The 24,167-nt window shown below is 71.2% G+C and carries 20 protein-coding genes; 5 read left to right on the top strand and 15 right to left on the bottom strand.

What is annotated here, in order from left to right; genetic code table 11:
* Positions 1 to 63: 63 nt before the first annotated feature.
* From Msi02_RS20050 to Msi02_RS19995, 12 genes are all read right to left on the bottom strand, one after another.
* A complete protein-coding gene (locus Msi02_RS20050) occupies positions 64 to 1,074 on the bottom strand; it encodes a hypothetical protein (RefSeq protein ID WP_204049753.1) in 1,011 nt (336 codons plus the stop codon).
* A gap of 106 nt (positions 1,075 to 1,180) precedes the next feature.
* On the bottom strand, positions 1,181 to 1,585 hold the full coding sequence (locus Msi02_RS20045; RefSeq protein WP_204049752.1) for a (deoxy)nucleoside triphosphate pyrophosphohydrolase: 405 nt from the start codon (positions 1,583 to 1,585) through the stop codon (positions 1,181 to 1,183).
* Positions 1,582 to 2,715, bottom strand: coding sequence for a C40 family peptidase (locus Msi02_RS20040; protein WP_239108549.1), 1,134 nt, complete (start codon positions 2,713 to 2,715; stop codon positions 1,582 to 1,584). The genes Msi02_RS20045 and Msi02_RS20040 overlap by 4 nt, the downstream gene beginning before the upstream one ends.
* Complete coding sequence (locus Msi02_RS20035) at positions 2,712 to 3,356, bottom strand: hypothetical protein (RefSeq protein WP_079316675.1); 645 nt, start codon at positions 3,354 to 3,356, stop codon at positions 2,712 to 2,714. Before Msi02_RS20035 ends, Msi02_RS20040 begins: the two co-directional genes overlap by 4 nt.
* Positions 3,356 to 5,890 carry a type IV secretion system protein gene (locus Msi02_RS20030; protein ID WP_239108548.1) on the bottom strand — a complete coding sequence of 845 codons (2,535 nt, stop codon included), beginning with the start codon at positions 5,888 to 5,890 and terminating at the stop codon, positions 3,356 to 3,358. The genes Msi02_RS20035 and Msi02_RS20030 overlap by 1 nt, the downstream gene beginning before the upstream one ends.
* Positions 5,887 to 8,364 (bottom strand): ATP-binding protein, encoded by a 2,478-nt coding sequence (locus tag Msi02_RS20025; protein WP_204049751.1) that lies wholly within the window; start codon positions 8,362 to 8,364, stop codon positions 5,887 to 5,889. The genes Msi02_RS20030 and Msi02_RS20025 overlap by 4 nt, the downstream gene beginning before the upstream one ends.
* A gap of 30 nt (positions 8,365 to 8,394) precedes the next feature.
* A complete protein-coding gene (locus Msi02_RS20020) occupies positions 8,395 to 11,049 on the bottom strand; it encodes a TcpE family conjugal transfer membrane protein (protein ID WP_204049750.1) in 2,655 nt (884 codons plus the stop codon).
* 22 nt (positions 11,050 to 11,071) lie between these two features.
* Entirely contained in the window at positions 11,072 to 11,359 is a 288-nt protein-coding gene (locus Msi02_RS20015; RefSeq protein ID WP_139577384.1) for a hypothetical protein, read from the bottom strand.
* 50 nt (positions 11,360 to 11,409) lie between these two features.
* Positions 11,410 to 12,420, bottom strand: coding sequence for a conjugal transfer protein (locus tag Msi02_RS20010; RefSeq protein ID WP_204049749.1), 1,011 nt, complete (start codon positions 12,418 to 12,420; stop codon positions 11,410 to 11,412).
* Positions 12,421 to 12,797: 377 nt separating this feature from the next.
* Complete coding sequence (locus Msi02_RS20005) at positions 12,798 to 13,412, bottom strand: hypothetical protein (RefSeq protein WP_204049748.1); 615 nt, start codon at positions 13,410 to 13,412, stop codon at positions 12,798 to 12,800.
* Between the two features lie 346 nt (positions 13,413 to 13,758).
* Entirely contained in the window at positions 13,759 to 14,682 is a 924-nt protein-coding gene (locus tag Msi02_RS20000) for a hypothetical protein (RefSeq protein WP_204049747.1), read from the bottom strand.
* Entirely contained in the window at positions 14,675 to 15,121 is a 447-nt protein-coding gene (locus tag Msi02_RS19995) for an RNA polymerase sigma factor (protein ID WP_275414156.1), read from the bottom strand. The genes Msi02_RS20000 and Msi02_RS19995 overlap by 8 nt, the downstream gene beginning before the upstream one ends.
* A gap of 141 nt (positions 15,122 to 15,262) precedes the next feature.
* Here Msi02_RS19995 and Msi02_RS19990 point away from each other — a divergent pair, with 141 nt between their 5' ends.
* Positions 15,263 to 15,739, top strand: coding sequence for a GNAT family N-acetyltransferase (locus tag Msi02_RS19990; protein ID WP_204049745.1), 477 nt, complete (start codon positions 15,263 to 15,265; stop codon positions 15,737 to 15,739).
* A 3-nt stretch (positions 15,740 to 15,742) separates the two neighbouring features.
* Here Msi02_RS19990 and ychF read toward each other — a convergent pair whose 3' ends face one another.
* A complete protein-coding gene (gene ychF / locus Msi02_RS19985) occupies positions 15,743 to 16,831 on the bottom strand; it encodes a redox-regulated ATPase YchF (RefSeq protein WP_079316685.1) in 1,089 nt (362 codons plus the stop codon).
* 108 nt (positions 16,832 to 16,939) lie between these two features.
* Between ychF and Msi02_RS19980 the strand changes: the two genes are divergently transcribed.
* Together Msi02_RS19980 and Msi02_RS19975 are read left to right on the top strand one after the other, a co-directional pair.
* Positions 16,940 to 18,241, top strand: coding sequence for a DNA recombination protein RmuC (locus tag Msi02_RS19980; protein ID WP_204049744.1), 1,302 nt, complete (start codon positions 16,940 to 16,942; stop codon positions 18,239 to 18,241).
* 10 nt (positions 18,242 to 18,251) lie between these two features.
* Positions 18,252 to 18,752: a DUF6542 domain-containing protein gene (locus Msi02_RS19975; RefSeq protein ID WP_204049743.1), complete on the top strand. Its 501-nt coding sequence runs from the start codon at positions 18,252 to 18,254 to the stop codon at positions 18,750 to 18,752.
* Between the two features lie 12 nt (positions 18,753 to 18,764).
* Here the strand turns inward: Msi02_RS19975 and Msi02_RS19970 are convergent, their stop codons facing one another.
* A complete protein-coding gene (locus tag Msi02_RS19970; RefSeq protein ID WP_204049742.1) occupies positions 18,765 to 19,730 on the bottom strand; it encodes a 4-hydroxy-3-methylbut-2-enyl diphosphate reductase in 966 nt (321 codons plus the stop codon).
* A gap of 128 nt (positions 19,731 to 19,858) precedes the next feature.
* Here Msi02_RS19970 and Msi02_RS19965 point away from each other — a divergent pair, with 128 nt between their 5' ends.
* Positions 19,859 to 20,848 carry a DUF8129 domain-containing protein gene (locus tag Msi02_RS19965; protein ID WP_204049741.1) on the top strand — a complete coding sequence of 330 codons (990 nt, stop codon included), beginning with the start codon at positions 19,859 to 19,861 and terminating at the stop codon, positions 20,846 to 20,848.
* A 124-nt stretch (positions 20,849 to 20,972) separates the two neighbouring features.
* Positions 20,973 to 22,178 carry an exodeoxyribonuclease VII large subunit gene (gene xseA / locus Msi02_RS19960; RefSeq protein ID WP_204049740.1) on the top strand — a complete coding sequence of 402 codons (1,206 nt, stop codon included), beginning with the start codon at positions 20,973 to 20,975 and terminating at the stop codon, positions 22,176 to 22,178.
* Positions 22,179 to 22,204: 26 nt separating this feature from the next.
* Here the strand turns inward: xseA and asnB are convergent, their stop codons facing one another.
* Positions 22,205 to 24,043, bottom strand: a complete 1,839-nt coding sequence (asnB, locus tag Msi02_RS19955; protein ID WP_204049739.1) for an asparagine synthase (glutamine-hydrolyzing) — start codon at positions 24,041 to 24,043, stop codon at positions 22,205 to 22,207.
* Between the last annotated feature and the right edge of the window lie 124 nt (positions 24,044 to 24,167).

Raw genomic sequence — 24,167 nt, 5'->3', positions numbered from 1 at the left:
GGAAAAGGCGCCGATCGGTCCGTCCGATCGGCGCCTTTCTGTTCGTCTCTGTTTCTCTGTTCGTCAGCGCCGGGTGGTCGGGTCCTCGCCCGGGGGCTGCTGCGGGAGATGGCCGGGCCGGGTGGCCTCGGTCCAGACCCCGGCCTGGGCCTCGCCGACCGCCTGGCTCCAGGGGTCGGCCACGCCCTGCTGCGCCTGCATCTGGGCGGGGTCGGCCACCGGGTATCCGTACGGCTGGGGCTGGGCGTAGCCGTACGGCACCGGATAGCCGTAGGGCTGCTGGGGATAGCCCATCGTGTAGGGCTGCATGGGCACGAAGCCGACCATCGGGGCGTAGCCGGGGGTGGCCGCCGGGTATGCCGCCGCCTCGGGAGCCGGCGTCCGCGCCGCGGCCGGGCCGCCCCGCCGTATGGCGGCGGCGTGCGCCATCCTCCGCAGCCGTCCCTCGAAGACCAGCCAGGCGATCAGCGCGATGCCCACGAGCACCGCCGCGGGGATCGCGAGCCGGTGGGCCAGCGTCGGCTTGTCGTACTCGGGGGACGCGTTGCGGATCTCGATCGGCACCGTCTGGGGATCGGGCTGCTCGAACGACACGCCCGCGCTGGGGGTCTGCTGCGCCACGTCAGGCGACGGCTCGGTCGACGCGGTGGGCAGGACCACCTGCCCGTTATCCTCCGGGCTCGGGCTGGGACTCGCAGCGGGGAGCTCGGGCGTGGGGATCGTCTGCGTGTTCTGCGGCGGCGGGTTCTGCTCCGTCGTGGACGCGGGCGGAGCGGTCGTCGTCGTGGCCGGCTTGGGCGCCTTGGTCTTGGTCTGCTTCGGCGTCGGCGTGATGGTGACGGTCTTGGTCACCACGGGCTCGGCGCTGGGGCTCGCGTCCCCCGAGGAGGCCGGCGGCGTCTGCGTGACGGTGACCGTGACGACCGCGCACTGGGGGTCCGTAACGGGGTCGCACGGCTCCACCGGGTCGGCGCTGGCGCCGATCACCGGGCCCACGGCCAGGATCGCCAGCGTGGCGATGGCCACCGACGCGACAGCCGAGGACGCGGCTCTCATGTACGCGCGTCCGATCACCGCTCGCCTCCCGTCGGCCCGGCTTTGAGGTCAGAACCGATTGTAGTTTGGTAAAAGCAGGAGCAAAGCCCGATCTTGCGAACGATTCGGCGACTATCCGCCCGATTTATGTGCCGGAGGAGCCGGGCAGCAGCTTCTCGATCGCGGCGACGACCGGCAGGTCCGCCGGAAGCCACGGGACGTCGTACAACTCGTGCGGCTCCAGCCAGCGCAGCGCGAGGTGCTCCAGCGGGCGGGGCACGCCCGCGACGACGGTGGCGAGCCACACGCGCATCAGATAGCCGTTATCCAGCGGCCAGTCCCCGCCGATACGGTCTCCGAGGACGACCCGGACGCCGAGCTCCTCGGCGCACTCGCGCACCAGCGCCGCGCGCTCGTCCTCCCCCGGGTCGACCTTCCCGCCGGGGAACTCCCAGCCGCCGCGCAGCGCCGGAGGTCCGGACCGCTGGGCGGCCAGGAGGCGGCCGCCCTCGACGATCGCGGCCCCGACGACGAGCTGCGTGTCCGTCATATCTGTGCCCGCTTCAGTTGCTCGATGACGGCCTCGTTCTCCAGTGGCCGCGTGAAGCCCACGATGTTCGGCCGGTCGCGGTACGTCGTGACCTTGATGGGCCCGCACAGCGTGCACCGCGCCTCGATCATCTTTCCGGGCGACACGATCATCCCGACATGCCCGGGACTGTCCTTGGACGTGCCGGGGCCGGCGTTGAAGAAGACGAGGTCACCGGGTTGCTCCTTGCCTTCCTCGATCTTCACTCCGAAGGGCCACTGGCCGAAGGTCGTGCGGGGAATGGTCAGACCCGCGTTGCGGTAGGCCATGTAGATGATCCCCGAGCAGTCGAAGGCGTCCGGGCCCGTGCCGCCCCACCGGTACGGCTTGCCCCGCTGCGCCAGAGCGTACTCGAGGATCTTGCGTACGACGTCGTCGGGGGCGCTGTCGACGTAGCCGGAGTCGCAGGCCGGGTCGGCCTCGGGCGGCACGACGATGTCCCCGGTCGCCGCGTAGCGCTTGGCGATCTCCAGCACCTGGTCGACGTACCAGGTGGCCCGGTTGTAGACGAAGATCGCCCTTCTGAGGTCGTCGGGGGCGCCGTTGCGCTTGAGCATCTTGGCCGCGCCGAGGATGGCGTCCGCCGGGTCGTAGACGTCGCCGTAGCCGTCCCCGTCGCCGTCGGAGGCGTAGCCGTTGATGCCCGGCTCGATCTTCATCCTGGCCTGGCCGCCCCAGGTGCTGATGAGGAACTGCATCGGCCCGGCGGCCCCCGCGTAGTTGGTGCCGCTGCGCACCCCCGGCAGCGTCGAGCGGCCGTGGTTCGTCTCCCGCTTGCCGATGGCGGCCAGGACGTTCCACTGCACGCCGATCTGCTTGCCGAACTTCTTGTAGAGCTCCAGGTAGTCGGCCGGGATGTCGCCCTGGGCCGTCTGCGAGACGTCGGCGGCGACGGCGGCGGACTCCCCGGTCGCCGCCTCGGCGCAGTTCTCGGCCGCGCCGCCGCCGAAGAGGATCGACGGGCTGGGGGTCATCAGGATGATCGAGCCGAACAGCGTGGCCGGGACGATCAGGACGAGGGCCACGGCGATCACCCGCCAGTCCCGCCCCGCCGACGCGAGCCCACGGACGACACGCGTCGAGACGGTCATGGCGAGGTGTCCCCGTCCTGACCGGCGTCGGCCAGTTGCAGGTCGTACACCCGCCAGTCGGTGCCCGCCTTGACCACGGTCACGGCGAACTGCTCGGGCACGTCCTTCTGGCCGTTCTTGTCCGTCACGTGGCGGACCGAGCCGACGACGAACACCACCTGGTCGGCCGTCATGTCGCGGATCGTCGTCACCTTCGCCGACCCCTTGGAGGTCACCTGGTCGGCCTCGTTCTGCTGCACCACCGCGGGGTCGGTGACGGTCCTGGTGAGCTGGCCGGCGAACTCGTCGGTCGCGAACCGCTTCAGCCGGTCGGCCCGTGCCGCCGGCTCCTCGCCCGGAGAGAAGGTGCCGTACGCCTCGGTGAAGCGGCGTGCCAGGTCGGCCGCCGCGCCGATCTCCTCCCTCGACAACGGCAGGTACGCGTACACGTCGAAGGCGCCGGGAGTCGTGGCCACCGGGCTGGGCTCCCGGACCGCTGCCGTCGCCCGCGGGGTGGCCACGACGGACTGCTCCCTCGTCTGCTCGTCGCCCCCGGAGGAGGAGCCCGGGCTCATCGTGAGGTAGACGCCGACGGCGGCGAGCACCACGACGGCCGCCGCGAAGGCGAGGCCCTTCCCCCGATCACTGTTCCGGCTTCTCATCAGTCGCCGGAGTCGCGGTCGGCGGGCTTGGCCCAGAACGGGGTCGGCGCGTCGCCGTCACGGCGCGTGCCCTCTCCCCTGCTCGGCAGCCAGAGCGGGGGCGGCTCGGCCGAACGGGAACGGCTGGACGACGAGCCGCCGGACGAACCGGAGTCACGCGGCGGGGCGGGCCGGGAACGGCCGCCGTCGCCCCGACGGGACGAACCGCCGAACAGGCCGCCGGACGAACCACCGGACGACCTGTTGGAGGACCTGCCGGAGGAGCCGCCGAACAGGCCACCCGAGCCGCCCGAGCCGCCCGACCTGCTCGACCCGCCCGACGAGCCGCGCGAACCGCCGAAGAACCCGCCCGAGCTCCCGCCGGACGGCCGGGTGGACGACGGCCGGGAGGCCCAGCCACCACCGGACCTGCCGCCGAACCAACCGCCGCCGGAACCCCCGCTGGAACCACTGCCGGAACCGCCGCTCGATCCGCCGCTCGGACGGCCGCGGGACGGCGCGGGCTGTGCGGGCTGTGCGGCGGACGGCGCGGGCGCGGCGGAGGCGCCTGTGACCCGCTGCGGCGGAGCCGCCGGGCTCCCCGCCGACGACGCCCCGGCCTTCGCAATGGACTGTGCGGTGGACGCCATGGACGCCCGTACGGATCCTGCGGGCCGCACGCCCGACAGGTTGAGCGGCGGGGCCGTTCCCGGACGTGAGGCGGTGACCCCGGCCTTCCGGCGACCGGCCCCCTGCGCGTCGGCGTCGAGCGGCGCGGGTTGGGCCCCCGCACGCGCTCCGGCCTGGGCGGGGACGTTGCCCGCGCCCTCCTCGCCGCGCACGCGGCCCTGCGCCACACCCGCCGCGGCGGCCGCCGCCGTGCCCGCGCCGGACGCCATCGCGGCCGCGCTGATGACCGGCTCGGCCTTGCGCAGGCCCCACCGGCCCGCCCGGGCCGCCGCGACCGGCGGCAGCACGTTGGCCGCCCGCGAGAGGGTCGGCGCGGTGGCGGCCTCGCCGAGCATCCGAGTGGTGATCGTGTGCCCGTCCATCGAGGCGAACAGGTGCTGGAACGGCCGTCTGTAGAAGAAGACCGCGATCGTCAGCAGCGCCATGAACAGGATCTGCATACCCCAGGGCAGGCTGGTCGAGATGATCAGCGCGTAGCCGTACACGAGGACGCCGAGCACCAGAGCCAGCACGGCCTGGCGCAGCAGGGTGCCGACCAGCATCTCCACCCAGCGCATGGCGATGATGCGGCCGGACCCCGGATGCACGCCGATCAACAGGAAGATCGGCCCGAGCATCAGAAGCAGCAGGAAGCCGACCTTCAGGACGAGCAGTGACACCGCGACGAGGAAGATGAGCAGACCGGCGACCATCGCCGCGATGAACGCGCCGATCGCGATGCCCAGGCGGCTGGTCCAGTCCTTGCCCTGGAACAGGAAGTACGCCGGGGTGCTCTGCATCGGCTTGGCGACCTCCTCCTCGAACCGCTGCTGGTGCGAGTCGGAGGCCGGCGTCTGATCGGCGGCCTGCTCCGCGGCGTCGATCGCCTGGAGGTTGAGCAGCTTGGCGCCCAGGCCCTTCACGAGACCGGAGTTGGGGTCGGCCGTGCCGAACTCGCCCATCAGCCACGGCTTGCAGACCAGGACCGACCACAGGGCGTCGGCGTTCTGCTCCACGCCGGGCGTGCCCTGGCGGCCGTAGCCGCCGGCCGTGGGCGCGCTCGGCACCTCGCCCGGCGCGGTCTCCTTCATCGGCAGGCAGGACGCGCCGCCCGCCCCCGGCAGCCCGGAGAACGCCGAGTTCACGATCTCGCCGGTCTTGTCGGTCACGGTCTTGCCGAGGCTCGTGAAGTCGCCGGGGCGGCTGAAGAACCAGATCGCGACCGTGACCGCGAGGACCATCCAGATGACGCCCTCGGTGGTCGTCGTCGCGCGCTTGCGGATCAGGCCGTACCACGCCAGCCAGATCGCGCCGAGGATGACGATCGGCCGCAGGTAGGGCCAGTACATCGCGTTGGCGAGGTTGGTGACGATCTCGTCGGCGACGTCCTTGATGGGCTGCAGCGGGCCCTCGGTGGCCGCCGCCTGGTAGGTGCTGATCGTCAGCCGGTCGACGGCCTTGGCCCACGAGAAGACCGTGTTGGCCCACGCGTTACCGAGCACGGCCGTGACATCGGAGCACCCGAGGTCGTAGGTGTGCCAGAACTGGCCGGCCATGCCGTACCGCTCGTAGTTGGTCTGCGGCTCCTTCGGCGCCTGCGCGGTGTTCTGCCCGGTGTTCTGCCCAGCGGCCTGACCGGCCGCCGCCTCTTCGGTCGACGGCGGCTGGACCAGCCCGTCGACGCCGCCGCCCACGATCTCGGGGGCGAGGGCGGGCGACAGGTCACAGGGCCCGACCGCGCTCGCCGTACCGGTGGGGAAGACCAGCGGCAGCGTCACGAACGCCGCGAACGCGACGAACAGCAGCGCCAGGCTCCGGCGAATCCTCCTGCCGCGTCTGGCACCCTCCCTGGTGCGATCCTTCGGACCGTTCCTGCGCACGCTCACGATCGCACCTCCTGCGCGACCCCCGACCGACCGGAGCCCCCGTCAAGAAGATCATGCACGTTCTCGTTCGGTTTGTCGTGTGTCGGATTGGTGTCAAGCCAGCGCAGCAACTCCTCCGAGATAAGGTCCACCCCGATACGGCCGGCCCGGCCGTCCAGATCCCGGAAGACGCACTCCCCGTTGCCCAGGGAGCGCAGCACCGCCTTGTGCTCCTCCGACGGGTCCACGCCGAGGAGCTCCATCACGTGCTCGACCTCCACGCGTTCCGTCGAACGGAACGCGAAGACCGACGACAGACAGTTGGTCACCTGTTCGTTGAGCAGGTCACCGGCGTTCTGCGAGACCAGGACGAGCGCCGTGTTGCGTGAGCGGCCCATCCGGGAGACCTCCGGCACGAGCTTGGCGCCCTCGGGGGTGGACGTGATCGCCCACGCCTCGTCGAGGAAGATCGCCTTCGGTGTGCGCCGGTCGAGCCCGTTCATCAGGCGGCGCGCGAACTGCGACACGAGGTAGAGCAACGCGACCGACAGCCGCTGCTCGTAGGAGTAGTCGTCCCTGACCGTCATCACGTCGGGCAGCGTGAGACCGCCGAGCGTGAAGACGGTCGTCCAGCCCTCGGTGTCGATCTGCTCGCCGCCCGAGGCGTCGAAGCACAGCCGGGCCAGGTGCATCTCCGACATCGACCGCAGCACGGCGCCGAGGTTCTTGGACGCCGGGTCGGTGGACTGCTCCAGGTGGTCCACCACCTTGCCCAGTGAGGGGTCCGGCTCGTTGGAGACCGCGGCGACCGCCTGGATCATGGCGGACTCGCGCTCCTCCGACATCCTCGGCAGCAGCAGCCGCAGGGTCTCGGTCGCCATCGTCTTCTTCGTCGCGATGTCGTCGCCGAACGAGAACGGGTCGAGCAGCCCCGGCGCGGCCGACCCCAGCGGGATGACCCGCGCCTTGCGGCCCCGGTTGCGCAGCAGCCGTACGAGCGACTCGGCGTCGCCCTTGGGGTCGATGACCGCGATCGTGACGCCGCGCAGCGCCATCTGGTAGATCAGCAGCAGCGCGAGCGTCGTCTTGCCGCCGCCCGGCTCACCGGTGATCGCGATGGCCGTCGGGCGGTTGCGCGCCGCCGCGACGAGCGGGTCGAAGTGCACGATGCTGCGCGCCCGTCCCAGCGTCTCCCCGACGTACGGCCCGATCCAGCCGGCGTTCGACTCGTCCACCCGGTCGCCGAGTTCGACGGTCGCGGTGGCCATGCCGCCCGCGATCGTGCGCAGCGGCTGCCGCTGGGCGTACGCGTTGACCCGCAGCCGCTCCCCGGGCAATGCCTCGCAGAACAGCGAGAACTGGTCACCGGTGGAGTTGACGACGTCGATGCCGAGGTCGCGGTAGTGCTCCACGACGGCCTCGACCCGCTGGATGCACATCTCCTCGGTCGGCGCGCTGACGCTCAGCCGGTGCCAGCCGTACACGAACGGCAGGCGTTCCTTGGTGATGCCGTGCTCCAGCATGCGGGCGGCGTCGATCTGCTCGGCCAGCGCGAGCGGCGCCTCGGCGCCCGCCTCGCGGATGTGGATGTCCATGTCGCGGGCGTGGGCCAGCTTGCGCGCCACGTCCTTGCTCGCCCTGACCGGGGGGATCAGCCGCATCCGGCTGGAGACCTCCACCGGGAACGGCAACTGGTCGGCGAAGTGCAGCCACGGCTCGCCGTCGGGGAACGGCATGAGGTCGGGGAACCGGGCGAACGACAGGTGCGCGGTGTAGGAGTCCCCGGCCGGCTGCACGATGCGCAGCAGCGACCTGCCGTTGTGGATCTGCCCCTCGACCAGCGCCTCGATCTCGCCCTTGCCCCATCTGCGGCGCGGCGTGGCCGAGGCCAGCGGCTCGCCGAGGCCGCCCGCCGCCGCGTGCTGGAACAGCCAGGCGATCTCCGTGGAGGTGGCGTGGCGGGCGTACAGCGCGCTGGAGGCCAGGGCCCGGCCGAGCCGCTCGGCGGCCTCGGTCCACCGGGCGATCTCCTTGTCCGGCACGTGGTCGTCCTCGATGCCGAGCGCCTTCTCGCTGCGCTGGTAGAAGCCGAAGAGCTGGGCCAGCACGCCGGTGCCGAGCTGCGCGCCGCGCGGCCCGAGCCGCACGCCGAGGTAGACCTCCTTGCTCCAGAAGTCCTTGGCCCAGACGTGGCGGTACATCTCCTCCAGGTACTCCCGCCAGCCCGGGCCCTCGTCGGAGGTCGAGTTGAGCGCCATCGCCCAATCCGCCGCCGGGTAGGCCCGGTGCGCGATCCGCAGGTGCACCTCGGCGTCGGGCATCCTGATCGCGGCCAGCGCGATCGTGATGTTGGTGGCCAGCGCCTCGCGCTCCTCGGGGGTGAGGAACTCGTAGCTCACCGTCGGCAGCCGGAAGTAGGCCCAGGCCGCCGAGTCGGTGAGGAGAACGCGATCGTCGAAGTAACGCACCGCGAGGCGACTGCGCGCCTTGCTCATCGACCTCTCACCAGCTTCCTCGCTCGCCCCTCATCTGGCCACCTCCTGCTTGGCCTGGACAGCCGCCAGGCCGCTCACGATCACACCCGCAAGCGCAACGTACGCCCTGCGGCCGCCCATTCGGAGGTGATTGACGTCGACCGGTCCCGGCCGCCCGGGGGCCAGCTCGTCCTCCCAGGGCACCCGGACGATCGCCCGGCACCGGCCGCTGGCCACCGCCTCGGCCTGCTCCACGTCGGGGAGGCTGCGGCGGCTCACGCCGTTGATCACCATCACGGCGCGACGCCGCAGGTCGGAGCAGCCGTGCCCGTCGAGCCACTCGTAGGTCATCGCCACCGCCTCGGAGGCGTCCTCGCTCGCGGGGGCGACCAGCACGAGCTGGTCGGCGTACGGCAGGAGCCGGGCCGCCAGCGCGGCCGCGGGGTCGATCACGGTAAGCCGGTAGTGCCGGTCGAGCGCGGCGAGCGTCCTGCGCCAGTCGGCCAGGAACGCGCGTTCCGCCAGGCGCTGCGTCACCCGGTCGTCGGTGTCCGCCCCGACGACCTCCAGTCCCGATTCGCAGCGCGTCGTGTACGCCCGCATGCCGAGGTAGCCGGTCACCTCTTCCGAGCCCTCGATGAGCGAGCTCAGCGTCTCGGGGGACTCGGCGGCGATCCTCGTCGTGAGCGTGTCCTCTCCGGTGTTCGCGTCGAGCGCGAGCACGCGGTCGTCTCGATAACGGGCCAGTGTGTGGCCCAGCATTAACGCCGTGGTGGTCTGCCCGGCGCCGCCGGTGCAGCCGAGCACCATGATCCGCCTGCTCGTGGTGAGCGGGATGCGGGTGCGGGCCTCGTCGACCTCCATGCCGTCCGTACGGCTGCCGCCCACGACGACCTGTGCCAGCCGCCGCCAGCCGCCCGAGGTGTCACGCCCGACGACGGCCTCGACGCGGCGCAGCCGCGGCGGCTCCTCGTGCGCCGGCCTGCCGGGGGTGGTCGTCCCCGGGGTGGGCAGCGACGGCCGGGCGGGACCTGCCGGGCCGACCGCGCGGGGCCCCGCGGGCACGGCCCGGATCGACACTGCCGCCGGACCCGCCGGAGGCGGCGTCACGTCCCCCTTGCCCGTGGCGCTCTCGTACGGCCTGGACCCCGGCGCATGCGTCCCCTCCCGCGCGGGGTGAGCGGCAGAGTGCGCGCCGGAACCGGCCTCGTCCGGAACCTCCTGCGGCGTACGGGACGGCCTGATCCAGGTGGGCGTGTCCTGCGTGTCCTGCGTGACCTCCGCGGCCTCCGCGACCTCCGTGACTTCGGCGGCCTTCACGGGAGCCGGTGCCGGAGGAGCCGCCGCGGACGCCACCTCCTCCATCGCGGCCCGCTCGGCCGCCACGTCCTCGTCCGGCACGCGGGGGCGCACGAGCCGCGGCGGACGGCCCTTGCGATGCTGCTCAAGCGCCTCGGCGTCCCGATGCGCCGGGTTCTCCCGGCCCGCGTCATCGCCGGGCGAGGTGCCTACGCCCACGGGGGGCGCGGACTCCGCCTCGGGCCCCTGCGGCGCCGCTGCGGCATCGGCGGTGTGGGGAGTGTCGTCGGAGGCGTCGGAGGCGTCGGTGTCGGCGGGAGGGACCGGGTCAGGGACGCTCAGGTCGTCGGCGCCCTCCCCATCGGCCTCGGCGTCGTGCGCGCGCTCGTCGCGAGGCCGCTCCTCGTGCACCGACTCGCGCACCGGCTCGTGCACCGGCTCTCCCGTGGCCGGCTCGGTGAAGGAGGCCACACCGGACTGCCGTACGGGGCGGGGTTCGGCCGAGGCGGCGAGCCTGCGCAGGCGGCGCAGCGTCTCGGTGCCGATGGGCGGGACGGCCGGCGCCTCCGAAGCCTCGGCGGGAGCGGCAGGGGGCGCCTGGCGGCCAGAGCCCTGCTCCTGCCCCTCATCGCTCTGGTGACTCTCGTGGCTCTCGTGGACGTCATGTCCCTCGCCGTGTCCCTCATGCGGGTCGCGTTCGCGATCCGGGCCGGTGACGTGGCCGGTCTGCGGCTGCGCCGGGAGCGCGGGCGGTTCCGCGAGGTAGAAGACGCGGTCACCGGTGGCACCGGCCCGGGCGGCGGCACCGCTGCGGGAGGAGGTAGTGGGGGGTGTGTCGGTGACCGGTGCGGCGGCAGCCGCCGCGGCCGCCACGGCCGGGCGTACGACACGCGAGGGGTCCACCTGGTGCGCGCCCACTCGCGCGGCGGCGCCCGAGGCCGCCCGTGCGCCGGTCCTGGGAACCTTCGGGACGGGCACCTTGACCGAGACCCCGCGGCGCGCCTTGCGGGCCGCCTTCGCGTGCGCCGCCGCGACCGGCGGCGTGGTCCGCCAGACACGCGCCGTGAAGGCGACCTCGTCCGGCTCGTCGAACGGGGCCATGCGGCACCACGTGCGGGGCTCGCTCATGTAGCGGAGCTGCGACTGGAGCAACTCGGTGAGGCGCTTGCTCTCGATGACGGGACGGGTGGAGAGCCAGGTGAGCACGCCTGGAGGAACGAGGTAGATGACGTGCCAGGGGGCCGCGAACGGCAGTCCGATCAGGTAGAGGAAGACCCACCACGGCACGGAGACACCCACGAACACACCGATCCAGACGACCGGAAGCGGCATTGGCAGCCGTAGGTCGTACAGCTTGTACAGCCGCTTCTCAATGCGCCAGATATTGGTATATGTGGGCAGATCCACCCCGAACCTCCTCTCCGCCCGATCACTTGATGCCGAGCGCGCCCGCGATCGCCTTCGCCGTCACCTCGATGATGTTGGGAACGTAGAAGATCACTCCGATCGCGATCGCCAGGATGATGAACTGGACGAACCTGGTGATCTCGCGGGTGAAGAGGAAGAAGATCGCCACGACGGAGACGACCGCGAGGAAGAGCGGAGCGAAGAACTTCCGGAGGAAGTCGGCGAGACCTTCGGTGTTGATGCCCGTCGTCGGCGCCGGTGACGGCGCTGCCAGATCAAGGACGTGGTCCGCGATGGTCTTCAGTATCAACTCTCGCCCTCCCGGGGGTATGGATCAGCGATGTCTTTGCCGGGCATGCGCTACCCCACGGACCGGTTCGCACCCTGGATGTCCCTGACGAACCACTTGCCGCCCTGCTTTTCGATCGTCAACTGATAGGCCTGCTCGAGACCGGCCGGCTGCGCCGCCGGATCCTGCGACGGGCTCGCCACCGCCGTCGACTGTCCGGACGCCACCGCCCACACGACCACCGCCGTGACCTTCCTGCTGTCGGCGCCGCCCGGCGGAACCACCACGTCCTTCAACTCGGCAAGAGTGAACTCGCCGTTGAACCCGTTGACGGTCACCCCGCTCGTGACGTACCGCTGGAGGTCGACCTGGTTGCCCGCGGCGTACGCCTTGAAGAAGCCTTCGAGCTGGGGACGCAGTTCGGCCTCGGTGGCGGAGTCGCGGTCGGGGTCGGGAAGCTGCGGCAGGCCCGCCGGGCCCGGCGCGGGCAGCAGAGCCGGCTGGGCGGAGACCACGAACCTGCCGTTGTCGTAGTAGACCGGCACGGACAGCAGACCCCGGCTGCCCCCGGACTGGTACGTCACGGTCACACGGGCGTTGTGGTCGTCGACCACGTCGATCCCGGCGAACTGGAAGGCCCCCGCCGACATGCGGCCGTAGCCGTTCCAGCCGAACTGCTCGTCGGCGCCTTCCGGCAGGAACGACTTCAGCCGTTCCGCGCGCTGCTGGGGGTTGGCCGCGTCGTAGTTGAGGTAGACCGCCGCGAACTGGTTGGCGAAGGCCGCGGCCTCGGTCGCCGGGAACCCGGACGTGGCCGTGCCGGTGGGGGTCACACCGGCAGGGTCGTCCTGCGTCAGCCGTTCGAACGGGGCGCGGACGCCGTTGACCACGATGACGACGATCAGTGCCCAGAGGATGACCCGGCCGGTCCAGACGAGCCAGCGGCCGCCACCGCCGCTCCAGCCTCTGCGGCGGGGGGCCGTGCCGTGCGCGGCACTCGCCGCCTCGAAGCCTTCCAGTGGGTACGGGTCAGGGTCGCCAGCGATCCGAGGATCCTGCTGGACGTCTGACCTGCGAGCCATCACGCCTCCGCTCGCGCCGATCCCTCCGGCTGGCGCGGTTTCCTCTTGCTCTCGATCCGGTTAACCGCATTGAAGTATTCACCCTAGCGGTCTCGCCAATTCTTCCAGGTAAGCCACGCCCATGGTGCAAGCATCGCCGCGACCGAGCAAACCGGGTCTACATCCCGTAGAGACGCCCCACAGCTATCCACTCCGCGGAAAAGCACGTTACGCCTGGCCAGCGGGGGCATCGATTACCTAAGCGCCACCTATTGCTGTCTTCGCAGCTCGCAGGCATAACGAAAGCGACCGTGCGCTCCGCCCCGGTCCCCCGCCGCCGGACATCGGACGGCCCCGCGCGGAGCGGGGCCGTCGTGTCGCGAACTACGCCCGCGCCCTCACTGGCACGCCTCGGAGGAGGACGAGGAGGACGACTCACTCGAAGCCGGCGGGATGCCCGCCGGCGGGACGCTCTCCGGACCCGAGATCGCGGGCGGGACGCTCTCCGGAGCACTGCCCAGAGCGCTACCCGGAGCGCTCTCCGGCAGCGAGGAGCTCTGCGACTGACTCGCCGACGACTGCGACTGTGACTGCGCCTGCTCCGACACCCGCTGCTGCGCGCTCTGGGACATCTGCTCGATGCGCTGCTGCGCGCTCGCCGCGTCCCGCATGATCTGCTGTGTGGCGCGGCTCGCCTCGTCCCTGATGCTCTGCCGGGCCTCCTCCGCCGACTGCTCCATCGGCGCACCCGCGGCCGGGAACTCCGCCTCCGTGACCAGCCCGGTGACCAAACCCGCCAGGGGTAGGTCCTCGGTCGCCAGCAGCGGCTCGCGGATGGTCGTGTACGACGTCGCGCGCACCGAACCGCCGGGCTCGCTCGCCTGCGGCGCCCACGCCGCTCCCGGAGCGCCGGTGGCCGCGGAGGCGGTGCCGCCGAGCAGCGCGACCGCGCCTGCCGTGAGCGTCGAGGCGAAAATCGCCGCGAGAGCCGGCTGTGTGGATTTCCGATGCATAGTCCCTCCTTGGGCCCGATCGGGCCTCGCCAGGTCAGGCCACCTGGGCTTTTCCCGGTGCCCGAATTCGGCCGCCTCCCCTTCCGCCATGCCGGATTACGGCACCGGAGAGATTTGTCACGAAAAGGGATTCATACGGCGACTATGCGCCAAACGGCCTCATCTCGATGCTTCAACGAGCCTCACGAATGCGTCTAGGGCAGTTGGCCCAAGCGTTTCCGCTGGCCATGGAGGATCTGACCGGAGGGAGGGCTGCGGCTGGTGATGCCGGTCAGGCGGTTTGCGGCCCCTTGTACGGCAGAGCAGCCTGGGATTGTCCGCCGTGATCGCCGGGGTCCCGGCCGTCTCAGGGCCGTTCGAGGTCGTAGGTGACGTCCGCGACGCGGACCGTCCGGACCAGCGGATCCTCGATGATCTTCCGCAGCTCCCCGATCGTCGTGAACGGGTCGACGTAGGCGTAGGCCAGGCCGTCGTTCGCGGCCTTGCGCAGCCGGGCCAGACTCAGATCGAAGTCGTGCAGGTTGTCGTCGTCGTAGTCCTTGAGGATGCCGACCCAACGGCGGAAGTTCGCGAGGTCCGACGTGATCGGCTCGTCGGGCTCTCCCGGCATCGGGGCCCTGTCCCACATCGTCGGCCCTCCCCAGGTGATGGGGATCGACCTGGGACGCCGCTCGAAGACCACCTTGTCGGCATGCGACTTGTACGTGGCGGTGAAGGCGACCAGCTCATCGGTGGTGAGCGGCTTGGCGAACTCGACCACCGCCAGCGCGTTGAGCCCCTCCGGGAGCCTGGCCAGCACCTTGCGGCTGTCCTCCTTGGGCTGGTTGCCCGTCCCCACGTTCATCAGCGCCATGCTCAGCGTGGTGCCGGCGTAGTTGCCGAGCGGCAGCCTGCCCACGTGGCCGAAGAAGTCCTGGGTGACGACGTGCTCGACGCCGCCGTACCCCTCGACGAAACCCCCGACGGCCCGCATGGGCCTGGCGGCCACGGTGAACGACATCGACAGCGGTGTGGTGGCACCCCGCTCCCGGATTTCGATGTCGTAGGCGGGGTTGTAGATCTTGAAAGCGGTGCCCAGTACGTCGGTCATGCGCTGTTCCCGGTCACCGCGCCGCTGGACCACGCCGGAGCCCACCGTCGCCGCCAGAACGAGGATGAGCAGTGCCGCCAGCACCGTGATCGCAGTGCGGGCGACTCCCCGCCGGACGGCCCGGCGCGTCGCCTTGGGATCGAAGTCGGGCATCGGCAGCGGCAGATCGTCGTCAGTCATGAGGACCTCCGTAGAGATCGGCGAAGGCCGCTCTGGCCCGCCACACGGCCGTCTTGACAGTGGTGTGCTTCTTGCCGGTCATCGCGGCCACCTCGACCAGTGAGAACCCCTCGAAGTAGACCAGGGTGAGCAGCCTGCGGTGCTCCTCGGGCAGCCGGTCGAGGACGTCGCGTACGGCCAGCGACTCGATGTGCAGCGGGGGCACGCCGAGCTCGTCGGGGTGGGGCAGGCCCAGCTCCCGGCGGTGGCGCCGGACGTGGTCGACCAGGACGTTGCGGGCGATGGTGAGCAGCCACGCGGCCGGGTTCCCGCCGCGCCAGCCGAGCAGCGCCCTGGTCGCCTTGACGAACGTCTCCTGGGCCAGGTCCTCGGCGAGGTGGGGATCGCGGGTGCGGCGTAACAGGAACCCGCACACGAGCGCCCAGTGCTCGCGGTACAGCTCCTCGATGATGATGCCCCCCGCGTTCTTGTGTCTGTCACAACAGACCAGACGCGGCCGGGGCGGGAATGGTCACCGCCTCTTCCCCGGATGCTCGAAAATAGCGTGCAGTCCGCCGGGCAGAGCAGGAAGGTTGCAGAGGTGGCCATACCACAGCAAGAGCATCTGGTACGGCAGGCGACGACGTCCGACGCCGCTGTCGTCGCGGAGTTGCTGGACGCTTTCAACCGGGAGTTCGACGCTCCGTCACCGGGAACGGACGTGCTCACGGCACGCCTCCGCCGGCTGGTCGCCGGTGACCGCCTCGTCGCCCTTCTCACCGGCGAACCGGCCGTCGGCGTCGCGGTCCTGTCCTTCCGGCCCAACGTGTGGCAGGAGGGTCCGGCCGTGATCCTGGACGAGCTGTACGTACGGCCCGACATGCGCGGACAGCGGTTCGGGCACGCCCTGCTGGAAGAGGCGTGCCGCCTCGCACGGGAACGCGGCGCGGAGACGCTCGAGATCAACGTCGACGGCGAGGACACCGACACCCGCCGCTTCTACGAGGCGCACGGCTTCGCCAACAGCGAGCCCGGGGCGGCCGAGCCGATGTTCTACTACTACCGCGACCTCGCCTGACGTTCAGACGTTGAAGCGGAACTCCACGACGTCGCCGTCGCGCATCACGTAGTCCTTGCCCTCGATGCGAGCCTTGCCCGCCGCCCTGGCGGCGGTCATTGAACCCGCCTCCACCAGGTCGTCGAACGAGATGACCTCGGCCTTGATGAAACCGCGCTGGAAGTCGGTGTGGATGACCCCGGCGGCCTCGGGAGCGGTCGCGCCCTTGCGGATCGTCCAGGCCCGGGCCTCCTTGGGCCCGGCCGTCAGGTACGTCTGCAGGCCCAGCGTCTCGAAGCCGACCCGGGCGAGCTGGGAGAGGCCCGACTCCTCCTGGCCGACCGACTGCAGCAGCTCCAGCGCCTCGTCGTCGGGCAGCTCCACCAGCTCGGACTCGATCTTGGCGTCGAGGAACACGGCCTCCGCCGGCGCCACGATCGCCGAGAGCTTGGCCCGCAGGTCGGCGTCGGTCAGCTCGTCGGCGTCGAGGTTGAAGACGTACAGGAACGGCTTGGCCGTGAGGAGGTGGAGCTCGCGCAGGTCGGCGAGGTCGATCCCGGCGGCCTTGCCCCCGGCGTACAGGGTCGTGCCGGTGTCGAGCAGCTTCGCCGCGGCCTCGGCGGCCTCCAGGAGGACCTTGCGGTCCTTGTTGTTGCGCGCCTCCTTCTGCAGGCGGGGCAGCGCCTTCTCGATCGTCTGCAGGTCGGCGAGGATCAGTTCGGTGTTGATCGTCTCGATGTCGCGCTCCGGCGCGACCTCGCCGTCCACGTGCGTGACGTCGGGGTCGGAGAAGACCCGGATGACCTGGCAGATCGCGTCGGTCTCGCGGATGTTGGCGAGGAACTGGTTGCCCCTGCCCTGGCCCTCCGACGCGCCCTTCACCAGGCCCGCGATGTCGACGAACTCGACCTTGGCCGGGAGGACGCGCGCGGAGTTGTAGATCTCCGCCAGCTTGTCCAGACGGGAGTCCGGCACGCCGACGATGCCCACGTTCGGCTCGATCGTGGCGAACGGGTAGTTGGCCGCCAGGGCGTTCCCGCTCTTGGTCAGGGCGTTGAAAAGCGTGGACTTGCCGACGTTGGGCAGGCCGACGATGCCGATGCTCAGGCTCACGTACCACGAGTTTAGGGGCCTCGGGGGGTGCGCCGGACATCGGCGGCTCGGCCCGCTCCCGGGCGCGCCTCCCTGTTTGGCACGCCAATGCCTGAAATCATCCAGACCGTGGATGTCGTGGCTCTCGCATTGGGACTGGTGATCGGCGTGGTGGTCGGCGCGGCGCTGGCCGGGATGCGGACCGCCGGCCGCACCGCCCAGGCGGCCGCCAGGGTGGCCGAGGCCGAGGCGCGGACGCGGGCGGCCGAGGACAAGGTGGCCTACATGGAGAACCAGCTCACCGAGCGGTTCCAGGCCATCTCCGCGCACGCCCTCGACGTGGCCAACCTGCGCTTCCTCGAACTCGCCGAGAACCGGCTGAACACCACGAGGGCCGAGGCGGCCGGGGACCTCGACCAGCGCAGGCAGGCGGTCGAGAACCTGGTCGCGCCGCTGCGGGAGACGCTCGCCAAGGTGGAGAGCCAGCTCAGGGAGAGCGAGTCGGGCGCCCGCGCCGCCCGCGCCGAGCTGAGCAAGCAGATGGACTTCGTACGGGAGAGCTCCGATCGGCTCAAGGCCCAGACGGACGCGCTGGTGCGGGCGCTCCAGCGGCCGGAGGCCCGGGGACGCTGGGGGGAGCTGCAGCTGCGCCGGGTGGCGGAGATCGCCGGGATGGCCCGCTTCTGCGACTTCGACGAGCAGGTGAGCGCCGTCACCCGCGACGGCGTGGTCCGGCCCGACATGGTCGTACGGCTCAGCGGCGGCAAGAACGTCGTCGTGGACGCGAAGGTCTCGCTCGCGGCCTACCTGGAGGCGGCCGAGGCCGCCGATCCCGAGTTCGCCTCGGCCCGGCTGGACGCCCACGCGCGGCACGTGCGCGAGCACGTGGACCGGTTAGCCGCCAAGTCCTACTGGCAGGCGTTCAACCCGTCGCCCGAGTTCGTGGTCCTGTTCATCCCCGGCGAGGCGTTCCTCGCGCCCGCTCTGGAGCGCGACCCCGGGCTTCTGGAGTACGCGATGCGCAGGCGCGTCCACATCGCCACTCCCACGACGCTCGTCACGATGCTCCGCACCGCGCAGTACGCCTGGCAACAGACCGCGGTCAGCGAGAACGCCAAGGCCGTCTTCGATCTCGGCAAGGAACTGTACGAGCGGCTCGGCGGCCTCGGACGGCACGTGGACGGCCTGGGCAAGGCGCTCACGAGAGCGGTCACCGCGTACAACCAGACGGTCGGCTCGCTGGAGAGCCGGGTCCTGGTCAGCGCGCGGAGAATGAACGACCTCGGTCTCGTGGACTACTCGCTCGACGCCCCGTCGGCGGTCGAGGAGGTCCCCCGTCCGGTCGCCATCCCCGAACTCGAAGGTGAAGAGCGGGTAAGCCCCCCTCCCCCGCATCGTCAGAACGGTAAATTGACCCGAGACTTGTCGTAAGGGGGGCCCGATGACAGGCACCGGTCGAGCGGGGCTGCGGCTGACCGCTCGGGGGGCGATCGTCATGCTCTTCGTGATCACCGTGGTGGGCATGCCGTTCCTGCCCGGGCCCGCGTTCGTGGCCGGTTGCCTCGCGGCGGCCCTGCTGGTGCGTCCCCGGGACCTGCTGCCGCTGGTGGTGACGCCTCCGCTGGTCTTCTTCGTCGCGGCACTGCTGGTGGAACTCGTGCGGGCGCTCAGGTCCGCTTCGATGCTCCAGACGTTCGGGCTCGGCATGTTCACCGCGCTGTCGTCCAGCGCGCCGTGGCTGTTCCTCGGGTCCGCACTGGCGCTGGGGATCGCCTGGGTGCGCGGCCTGCCCGCCAACCTGAAGGAGTTGCGCGGCGCGCCGGCACCCGCGCCGACGCCCGCCTCCCGCTCCCGTTCGCGCCGTGGCCGCGTCCGCACGTTCGACCCGGAGCCCGAGGGCTACTTCGAGCCCCGCGTGTACGGCAGGGCCGCCGACGAGTAACCCGGATTCCGATCAGACTGCACGGAGGTCCTTGCGGAGTTCGTGGGGCAGGGCGAACCGCATGCTCTCCTGCACCGACTCGACCTCCTCGACCTCGGTGAAACCGTGGTCGGCCAGCTTGGCGAGCACGCCCCGCACGAGTTCCTCCGGGACGGAGGCGCCGCTGGTCAGGCCGACCGTGCGCACGCCCTCCAGCCACTCGTCCCGTACGAACGAGGCGTCGTCGACGAGGTAGGACGCGGCGGCGCCGTAGTCCTTGGCGACCTCGACCAGCCGCTTGGAGTTGGAGGAGTTGGCGGAACCGACGACGATGACCAGGTCCGACTCGGCGGCGATCTGCTTGACGGCCGTCTGCCTGTTGGAGGTGGCGTAGCAGATGTCGTCGCTCGGCGGGTCGATGAGGTTCGGGAACCGCGACCGCAGCCGGGCGACCGTCTCGGTGGTCTCGTCCACCGACAGGGTCGTCTGGGAGAGCCAGACCACCTTCTCCGGGTCCCGTACGGACACGCCGTCGACGCCGTCGAGCCCGTCCACGAGCTGGATGTGCTCGGGCGCCTCACCGGCGGTGCCCTCGACCTCCTCGTGCCCCTCGTGCCCGATGAGCAGGATGTCGTAGTCCTTGGCCGCGAACCTCTTGGCCTCGTTGTGCACCTTGGTCACCAGCGGGCACGTCGCGTCGATCGTCCGGAGACTGCGGCTCGCGGCCTCCTCGTGCACGGCGGGCGAGACGCCGTGAGCGGAGAAGACGACGATGGCGCCCTCGGGGACCTCCTCGGTCTCCTCCACGAAGACGGCGCCGCGCTCCTCCAGCGTCTTCACGACGTGGGTGTTGTGCACGATCTGCTTGCGCACGTAGATGGGCGCGCCATACTGCTCCAGCGCCCGCTCGACCGCCTGCACCGCTCGGTCGACACCCGCGCAGTAGCCGCGGGGCTTGGCGACCAGGACACGGCGGGTCGCTGAGGTCTGCACGTCCATGTTCCTATGCTATGTGGAACGCGAGCCGCCTCTTGACCCTGGTCTTGCAAGACTGGGGGTACCAGATACGCATCTCCCCGGGAGCCAATATGTCCGTCCTTAAGGCAATAACGAAACCTCTGCGTGATTTGCCGGTCTTCGTACTTCAGACCGCTCTCAACGGGGTCGGACAGGCACTGCTGGTCGGTGACAAGATCAAGACCACCATCAAGGAGCGCTTCGCCGGTGGCGAGGCACAGGACGGCGAACGCCCCGAGACCGCCGAGGCGCCGCGGGCCGAGCAGGCAGCCGAGCAGGCAGCCGGGGAGCGCCCCGCGCGCCGGGAGCCCGTCATCTTCGCCCCTCGCCCGAGCAAGGCCGAGCAGGCCGAGGCGGTGACGACCGAGGCGCCGGCCCCGGAGACGCCGGCCGCGGAAGCACCGGCGGCGGAGACGGCCCCGGCCGAGGCCGCGCCCGCTGAGCCTGCGGAGGCCGCCGAGCCTGCGGAGGCCGTGAGCGAGCCGAAGCCCGAGGCCGCGCCCGCCGCCGAGCCCGCGGAGGCCGTGGAGGCCGTGAGCGAGGCCGAACCCCCGGCCGTCGCCGAGGTCGCGGACCGGACCGCCGCGCCCAAGAAGCCGCGCACCCGCCGCAAGGCCACCACCGAAACCACCGAGGCCGCCGAAACCCAGGCCGTCGAGACCACCGAGGCCGCGACCACGGAAGAGGCCGCACCCGCCGAGGCCAAGAAGCCGCGCACCCGTCGCAAGGCCGCCGCCGAAACCGCCGAGGCCGCGACCGGAACCACCGAGAGCGGCGCCGAGAGCACGGCCACCGCCGCGCCGAAGGCCACCAGGACCCGCAGGAAGACCACCGCCGCCGCTCAGGCGCCGGAAAGCCCTGCCGAGGCGCCGGTGGAGCAGCCCGTGGAGCAGCCGGCGGCCGAGGAGACGACCGCCGAGACGGCGGAGCCGATGCCGGGCTACGCGAACCTCTCCGTGGCGTCGCTGCGGGCGCGGATGCGCGGCAAGTCGGCCGAGCAGGTGCACGCGCTGCTGGACTACGAGCAGGCGCACCTGAACCGCCCCGAGGTGGTCCGGATGTTCCAGAACCGGCTGTCCAAGCTCCAGTCCGAGTCCTGATCCCGAGCCGCGCCCGCCCGGCCATACGCCGGGCGGGTGACGGCGCCCTCCGCCCGGTCGCCTGTGGATTGTCGGACGGTGCGGCTAGCCTGCAGGTGCGAGCCGGGCCAGGCGAGGAGGGCATTTGAGCGCGAAGACGTCCCCTGAGGCGCCGCTGCCGATCAGGTCGGTGCTGCAGATGGTCGCCCAGTGGATCGGCAAGCTGGGCACCGTCTGGGTCGAAGGGCAGATCACCGAGCTGACCGCCCGGGGCGGCACCGTCTTCCTGACGCTGCGCGATCCCGTGGCCAACGTCTCCGCGCGGATCACCTGCGCGCGGGCGGTGTACGAGGCGAGCGTGCCGCGTCCCGTCGACGGCGCGCGCGTCGTGATGCACGTCAAACCGGACTTCTGGGTCAACAAGGGCTCGTTCGCGTTCACGGCCCTGGAGATCCGGCCGGTCGGCATCGGCGAACTGCTGGCCCGGCTCGAACGGCTCCGCCAGGTGCTCGCGGGCGAGGGCCTGTTCAACGTCGACAGGAAGAGGCGGCTGCCGTTCCTGCCGGGCACGGTCGGGCTCATCTGCGGGCGCGACTCGGCGGCGGAGCGTGACGTGCTGGAGAACTCCCGCCGCCGCTGGCCCGCCGTCCGGTTCAAGGTGGAGCAGGTCGCCGTCCAGGGGTCGTACGCCGTGGGCGAGGTGACCGAGGCGCTGCGCAGGCTCGACGCCGACCGCGAGGTCGACGTGATCATCATCGCCAGGGGCGGCGGCTCCCTCGAAGACCTGCTGCCGTTCTCCGACGAGTCGCTGGTGCGGGCCGTCGCGGCCTGCCGTACGCCGGTGGTGAGCGCGATCGGCCACGAGCAGGACAGCCCGCTGCTCGATCTCGTGGCCGACGTGCGCGCCTCGACCCCGACGGACGCGGCCAAGAAGGTCGTGCCCGACGTGGGCGAGCAGCTCACGCTCGTCCACCAGCTCAGGGACCGGGGCCGCCGGGTGCTGCGGGGCTGGGTCGAGCGCGAGATCTCCTGGCTCGAATCCATACGCTCCCGGCCGTCGCTCGCCGATCCCGTCCGTGAGCTCGACCGGCGGGCCGAGCAGGTCGACGCGCTGCGCGAGCGGTCCAGGCGCTGCCTTTCGGCGTCCCTGGACCGCTCGGCCGACTCGCTGGAACATCTCCGGGCCCGGCTCGTGGCCCTGTCCCCCGCCGCCACGCTGGAGCGCGGCTACGCCATCGCGCAGCGTCCCTCCGGAGAGGTCGTCCGCCTGGCGGCGGACGTCAAGCCGGGCGACGAGCTCACGATCCGCTTCTCCGACGACCGCGTGACGGTGACCGCCCAGGACGCGTGACCCGGGCGCACCGGGTCGCGGCGAGGTCAGATGGCGAGGCGGACGTCGTAGGCGCCCAGCCAGGCGTTCATCTGCAGGATGCCCTCCAGCGACGTCCGGGCGCCCTGCAGGCTGACCGCGCCCATGGGCTGGTCGAGCATCGTGCGCACCTTGCCCGCGTCCACCAGGCAGCCGATGGCCGGGGCTCCGTCGAGCACGCGGGTCACCTCCGCGCGCAGCGCACGCTCGTACGCCGGGTCCTGCGTCGAGGGGTACGGCACCTTGCGGCGCTCGACCACCGAACGGGGCAGCACGTCGGCCGTCGCCGCCCGCAGCAGGCTCTTCTCGTGCCCGTCGAAGGTCTTCATGACCCAGGGGGCGTTGAAGACGTACTCGACCAGGCGGTGGTCGCAGAACGGCACCCGGACCTCCAGGCCGACGGCCATGCTCATGCGGTCCTTGCGGTCGAGCAGGATCTGCACGAACCGGGTCAGGTGCAGGTAGCTGATCTCCCGCATCCGCTTCTGCAGCCCCGTCTCCCCCGGCACGCGGGGCACCTCGGCCAGCGCCCGCTGGTAGCTGTCCGCGCGGTAGGCGGGGATGTCGAGCTTGCGCAGCAGTTCCTCGTTCAGGAACTCGCCCCGGGTGGACAGGCCCGTCTGGGTGTGGGTGGCGAGCCACGGGAAGGTGCCGGAGTTGACCGCCTCGGGATCGTGGAACCACCGGTAGCCGCCGAACACCTCGTCGGCGGACTCCCCCGACAGCGCCACCGTCGAGTGCCCCCTGATCGCCTTGAAGAGCAGGTAGAGCGAGGTGTCCATGTCGCCGATGCCGAGCGGGAGGTCCCGCGCCCGCAGGACGGCCGCGCGTACGGCGGGGTCCATGAGGTCGGCGGAGTCAAGCACGATGTCCGTGTGGTCGGAGCCGACGTGCCGCACGACGTCGTGGACGTACGGCGTGTCCGGGGTGTCGCGCATGTCGTCGGCCTGGAAGTTCTCGCTGTAGCCGGCGAAGTCGACGGAGAACGACCGCACCCCGCCCTGGCCGGCGAGCGCGCGGGCCGCCAGCGCGGTCACGGCACTGGAGTCGAGACCGCCGGACAGCAGCGTGCACAGCGGCACGTCGGAGATGAGCTGCCGCTCGATGATGTCGTCGAGCAGCTCCCGCACGGTCCTGATGGTCGTCTGCAGGTCGTCGGTGTGCTCGCGGGCCTCCAGCCGCCAGTAGCGGCGCTTGCTCAGACCCTCGCGCCGCACCTTCACCACCTGGCCGGGGCGCACCTCGTACATCCCCCGGAAGACGGCGCTCTCCGGCGTCTTGACGAAGGCCAGGATCTCGCGCAGGCCGTCGGCGTCGATCACCCGCTCGGCGAGCGGGTTGGCCAGGATGGCCTTGGGCTCGGAGCCGAACAGCACCCCATCCCGCGTCGGGTAGTAGTACAGGGGCTTGATCCCCATACGGTCGCGCACGAGCAGCAGTTCCTCGCGGCGGGCGTCCCAGATGGCGAAGGCGTACATGCCGTTGAGGCGGGAGACGAAGTCCTCGCCCCATTCGAGGTACGCCTCCAGGACGACCTCGGTGTCGCTCTGGGTCCGGAACCGGTGGCCGCGCCGGGTCAGCTCCGCGCGCAGTTCCCTGAAGTTGTAGACCTCGCCGCTGTAGGTGAGCGCGGCGACGACGTCGCCGGCGTCGGCGGTCATGGGCTGGCGCCCGCCCTCGATGTCGATGATGGCCAGCCGCCGGTGGCCGAACGCGGCGTGCGGAGCGAGCCACATCCCCTCGGCGTCGGGCCCCCGGCACGCCATCGTGTCCGTCATGGCCTGCACGGTCTCCCGTTCGCGACGAAGGTCGCGTCCGTAGTCCACCCAGCCGCTGATTCCACACATGAAGATGACCCCCCGATCATCGCCCCCGAAGATGGTTAGTACATCTAAGTAACGGACGAACCATCCGATTTATGCCCAAATGGGACAGCACCTAAGAGGCCACGGAGTGTCGGTCGCGGCCTCT

The sequence above is a fragment of the Microbispora siamensis genome, from assembly GCF_016863095.1.
Classification (GTDB): Bacteria; Actinomycetota; Actinomycetes; order Streptosporangiales; family Streptosporangiaceae; genus Microbispora; species Microbispora siamensis.
Note: the sequence above shows the minus strand (reverse complement) of the source record. Positions and strands in the feature narration are given on the sequence as shown.

Bases quoted from the DNA above. Each gene is read 5' to 3' on its own strand.
- Msi02_RS20040 (WP_239108549.1), bottom strand. From the start codon at position 2,715: ATGACCGTCTCGACGCGTGTCGTCCGTGGGCTCGCGTCGGCGGGGCGG.
- Msi02_RS19975 (WP_204049743.1), top strand. From the start codon at position 18,252: ATGACAGGCACCGGTCGAGCGGGGCTGCGGCTGACCGCTCGGGGGGCG.
- Msi02_RS20005 (WP_204049748.1), bottom strand. From the start codon at position 13,412: ATGCATCGGAAATCCACACAGCCGGCTCTCGCGGCGATTTTCGCCTCG.
- Msi02_RS20035 (WP_079316675.1), bottom strand. From the start codon at position 3,356: ATGAGAAGCCGGAACAGTGATCGGGGGAAGGGCCTCGCCTTCGCGGCG.
- Msi02_RS19970 (WP_204049742.1), bottom strand. From the start codon at position 19,730: ATGGACGTGCAGACCTCAGCGACCCGCCGTGTCCTGGTCGCCAAGCCC.
- asnB (WP_204049739.1), bottom strand. From the start codon at position 24,043: ATGTGTGGAATCAGCGGCTGGGTGGACTACGGACGCGACCTTCGTCGC.
- Msi02_RS20045 (WP_204049752.1), bottom strand. From the start codon at position 1,585: ATGACGGACACGCAGCTCGTCGTCGGGGCCGCGATCGTCGAGGGCGGC.
- Msi02_RS20000 (WP_204049747.1), bottom strand. From the start codon at position 14,682: ATGACTGACGACGATCTGCCGCTGCCGATGCCCGACTTCGATCCCAAG.
- Msi02_RS20025 (WP_204049751.1), bottom strand. From the start codon at position 8,364: ATGAGCAAGGCGCGCAGTCGCCTCGCGGTGCGTTACTTCGACGATCGC.
- Msi02_RS20010 (WP_204049749.1), bottom strand. From the start codon at position 12,420: ATGGCTCGCAGGTCAGACGTCCAGCAGGATCCTCGGATCGCTGGCGAC.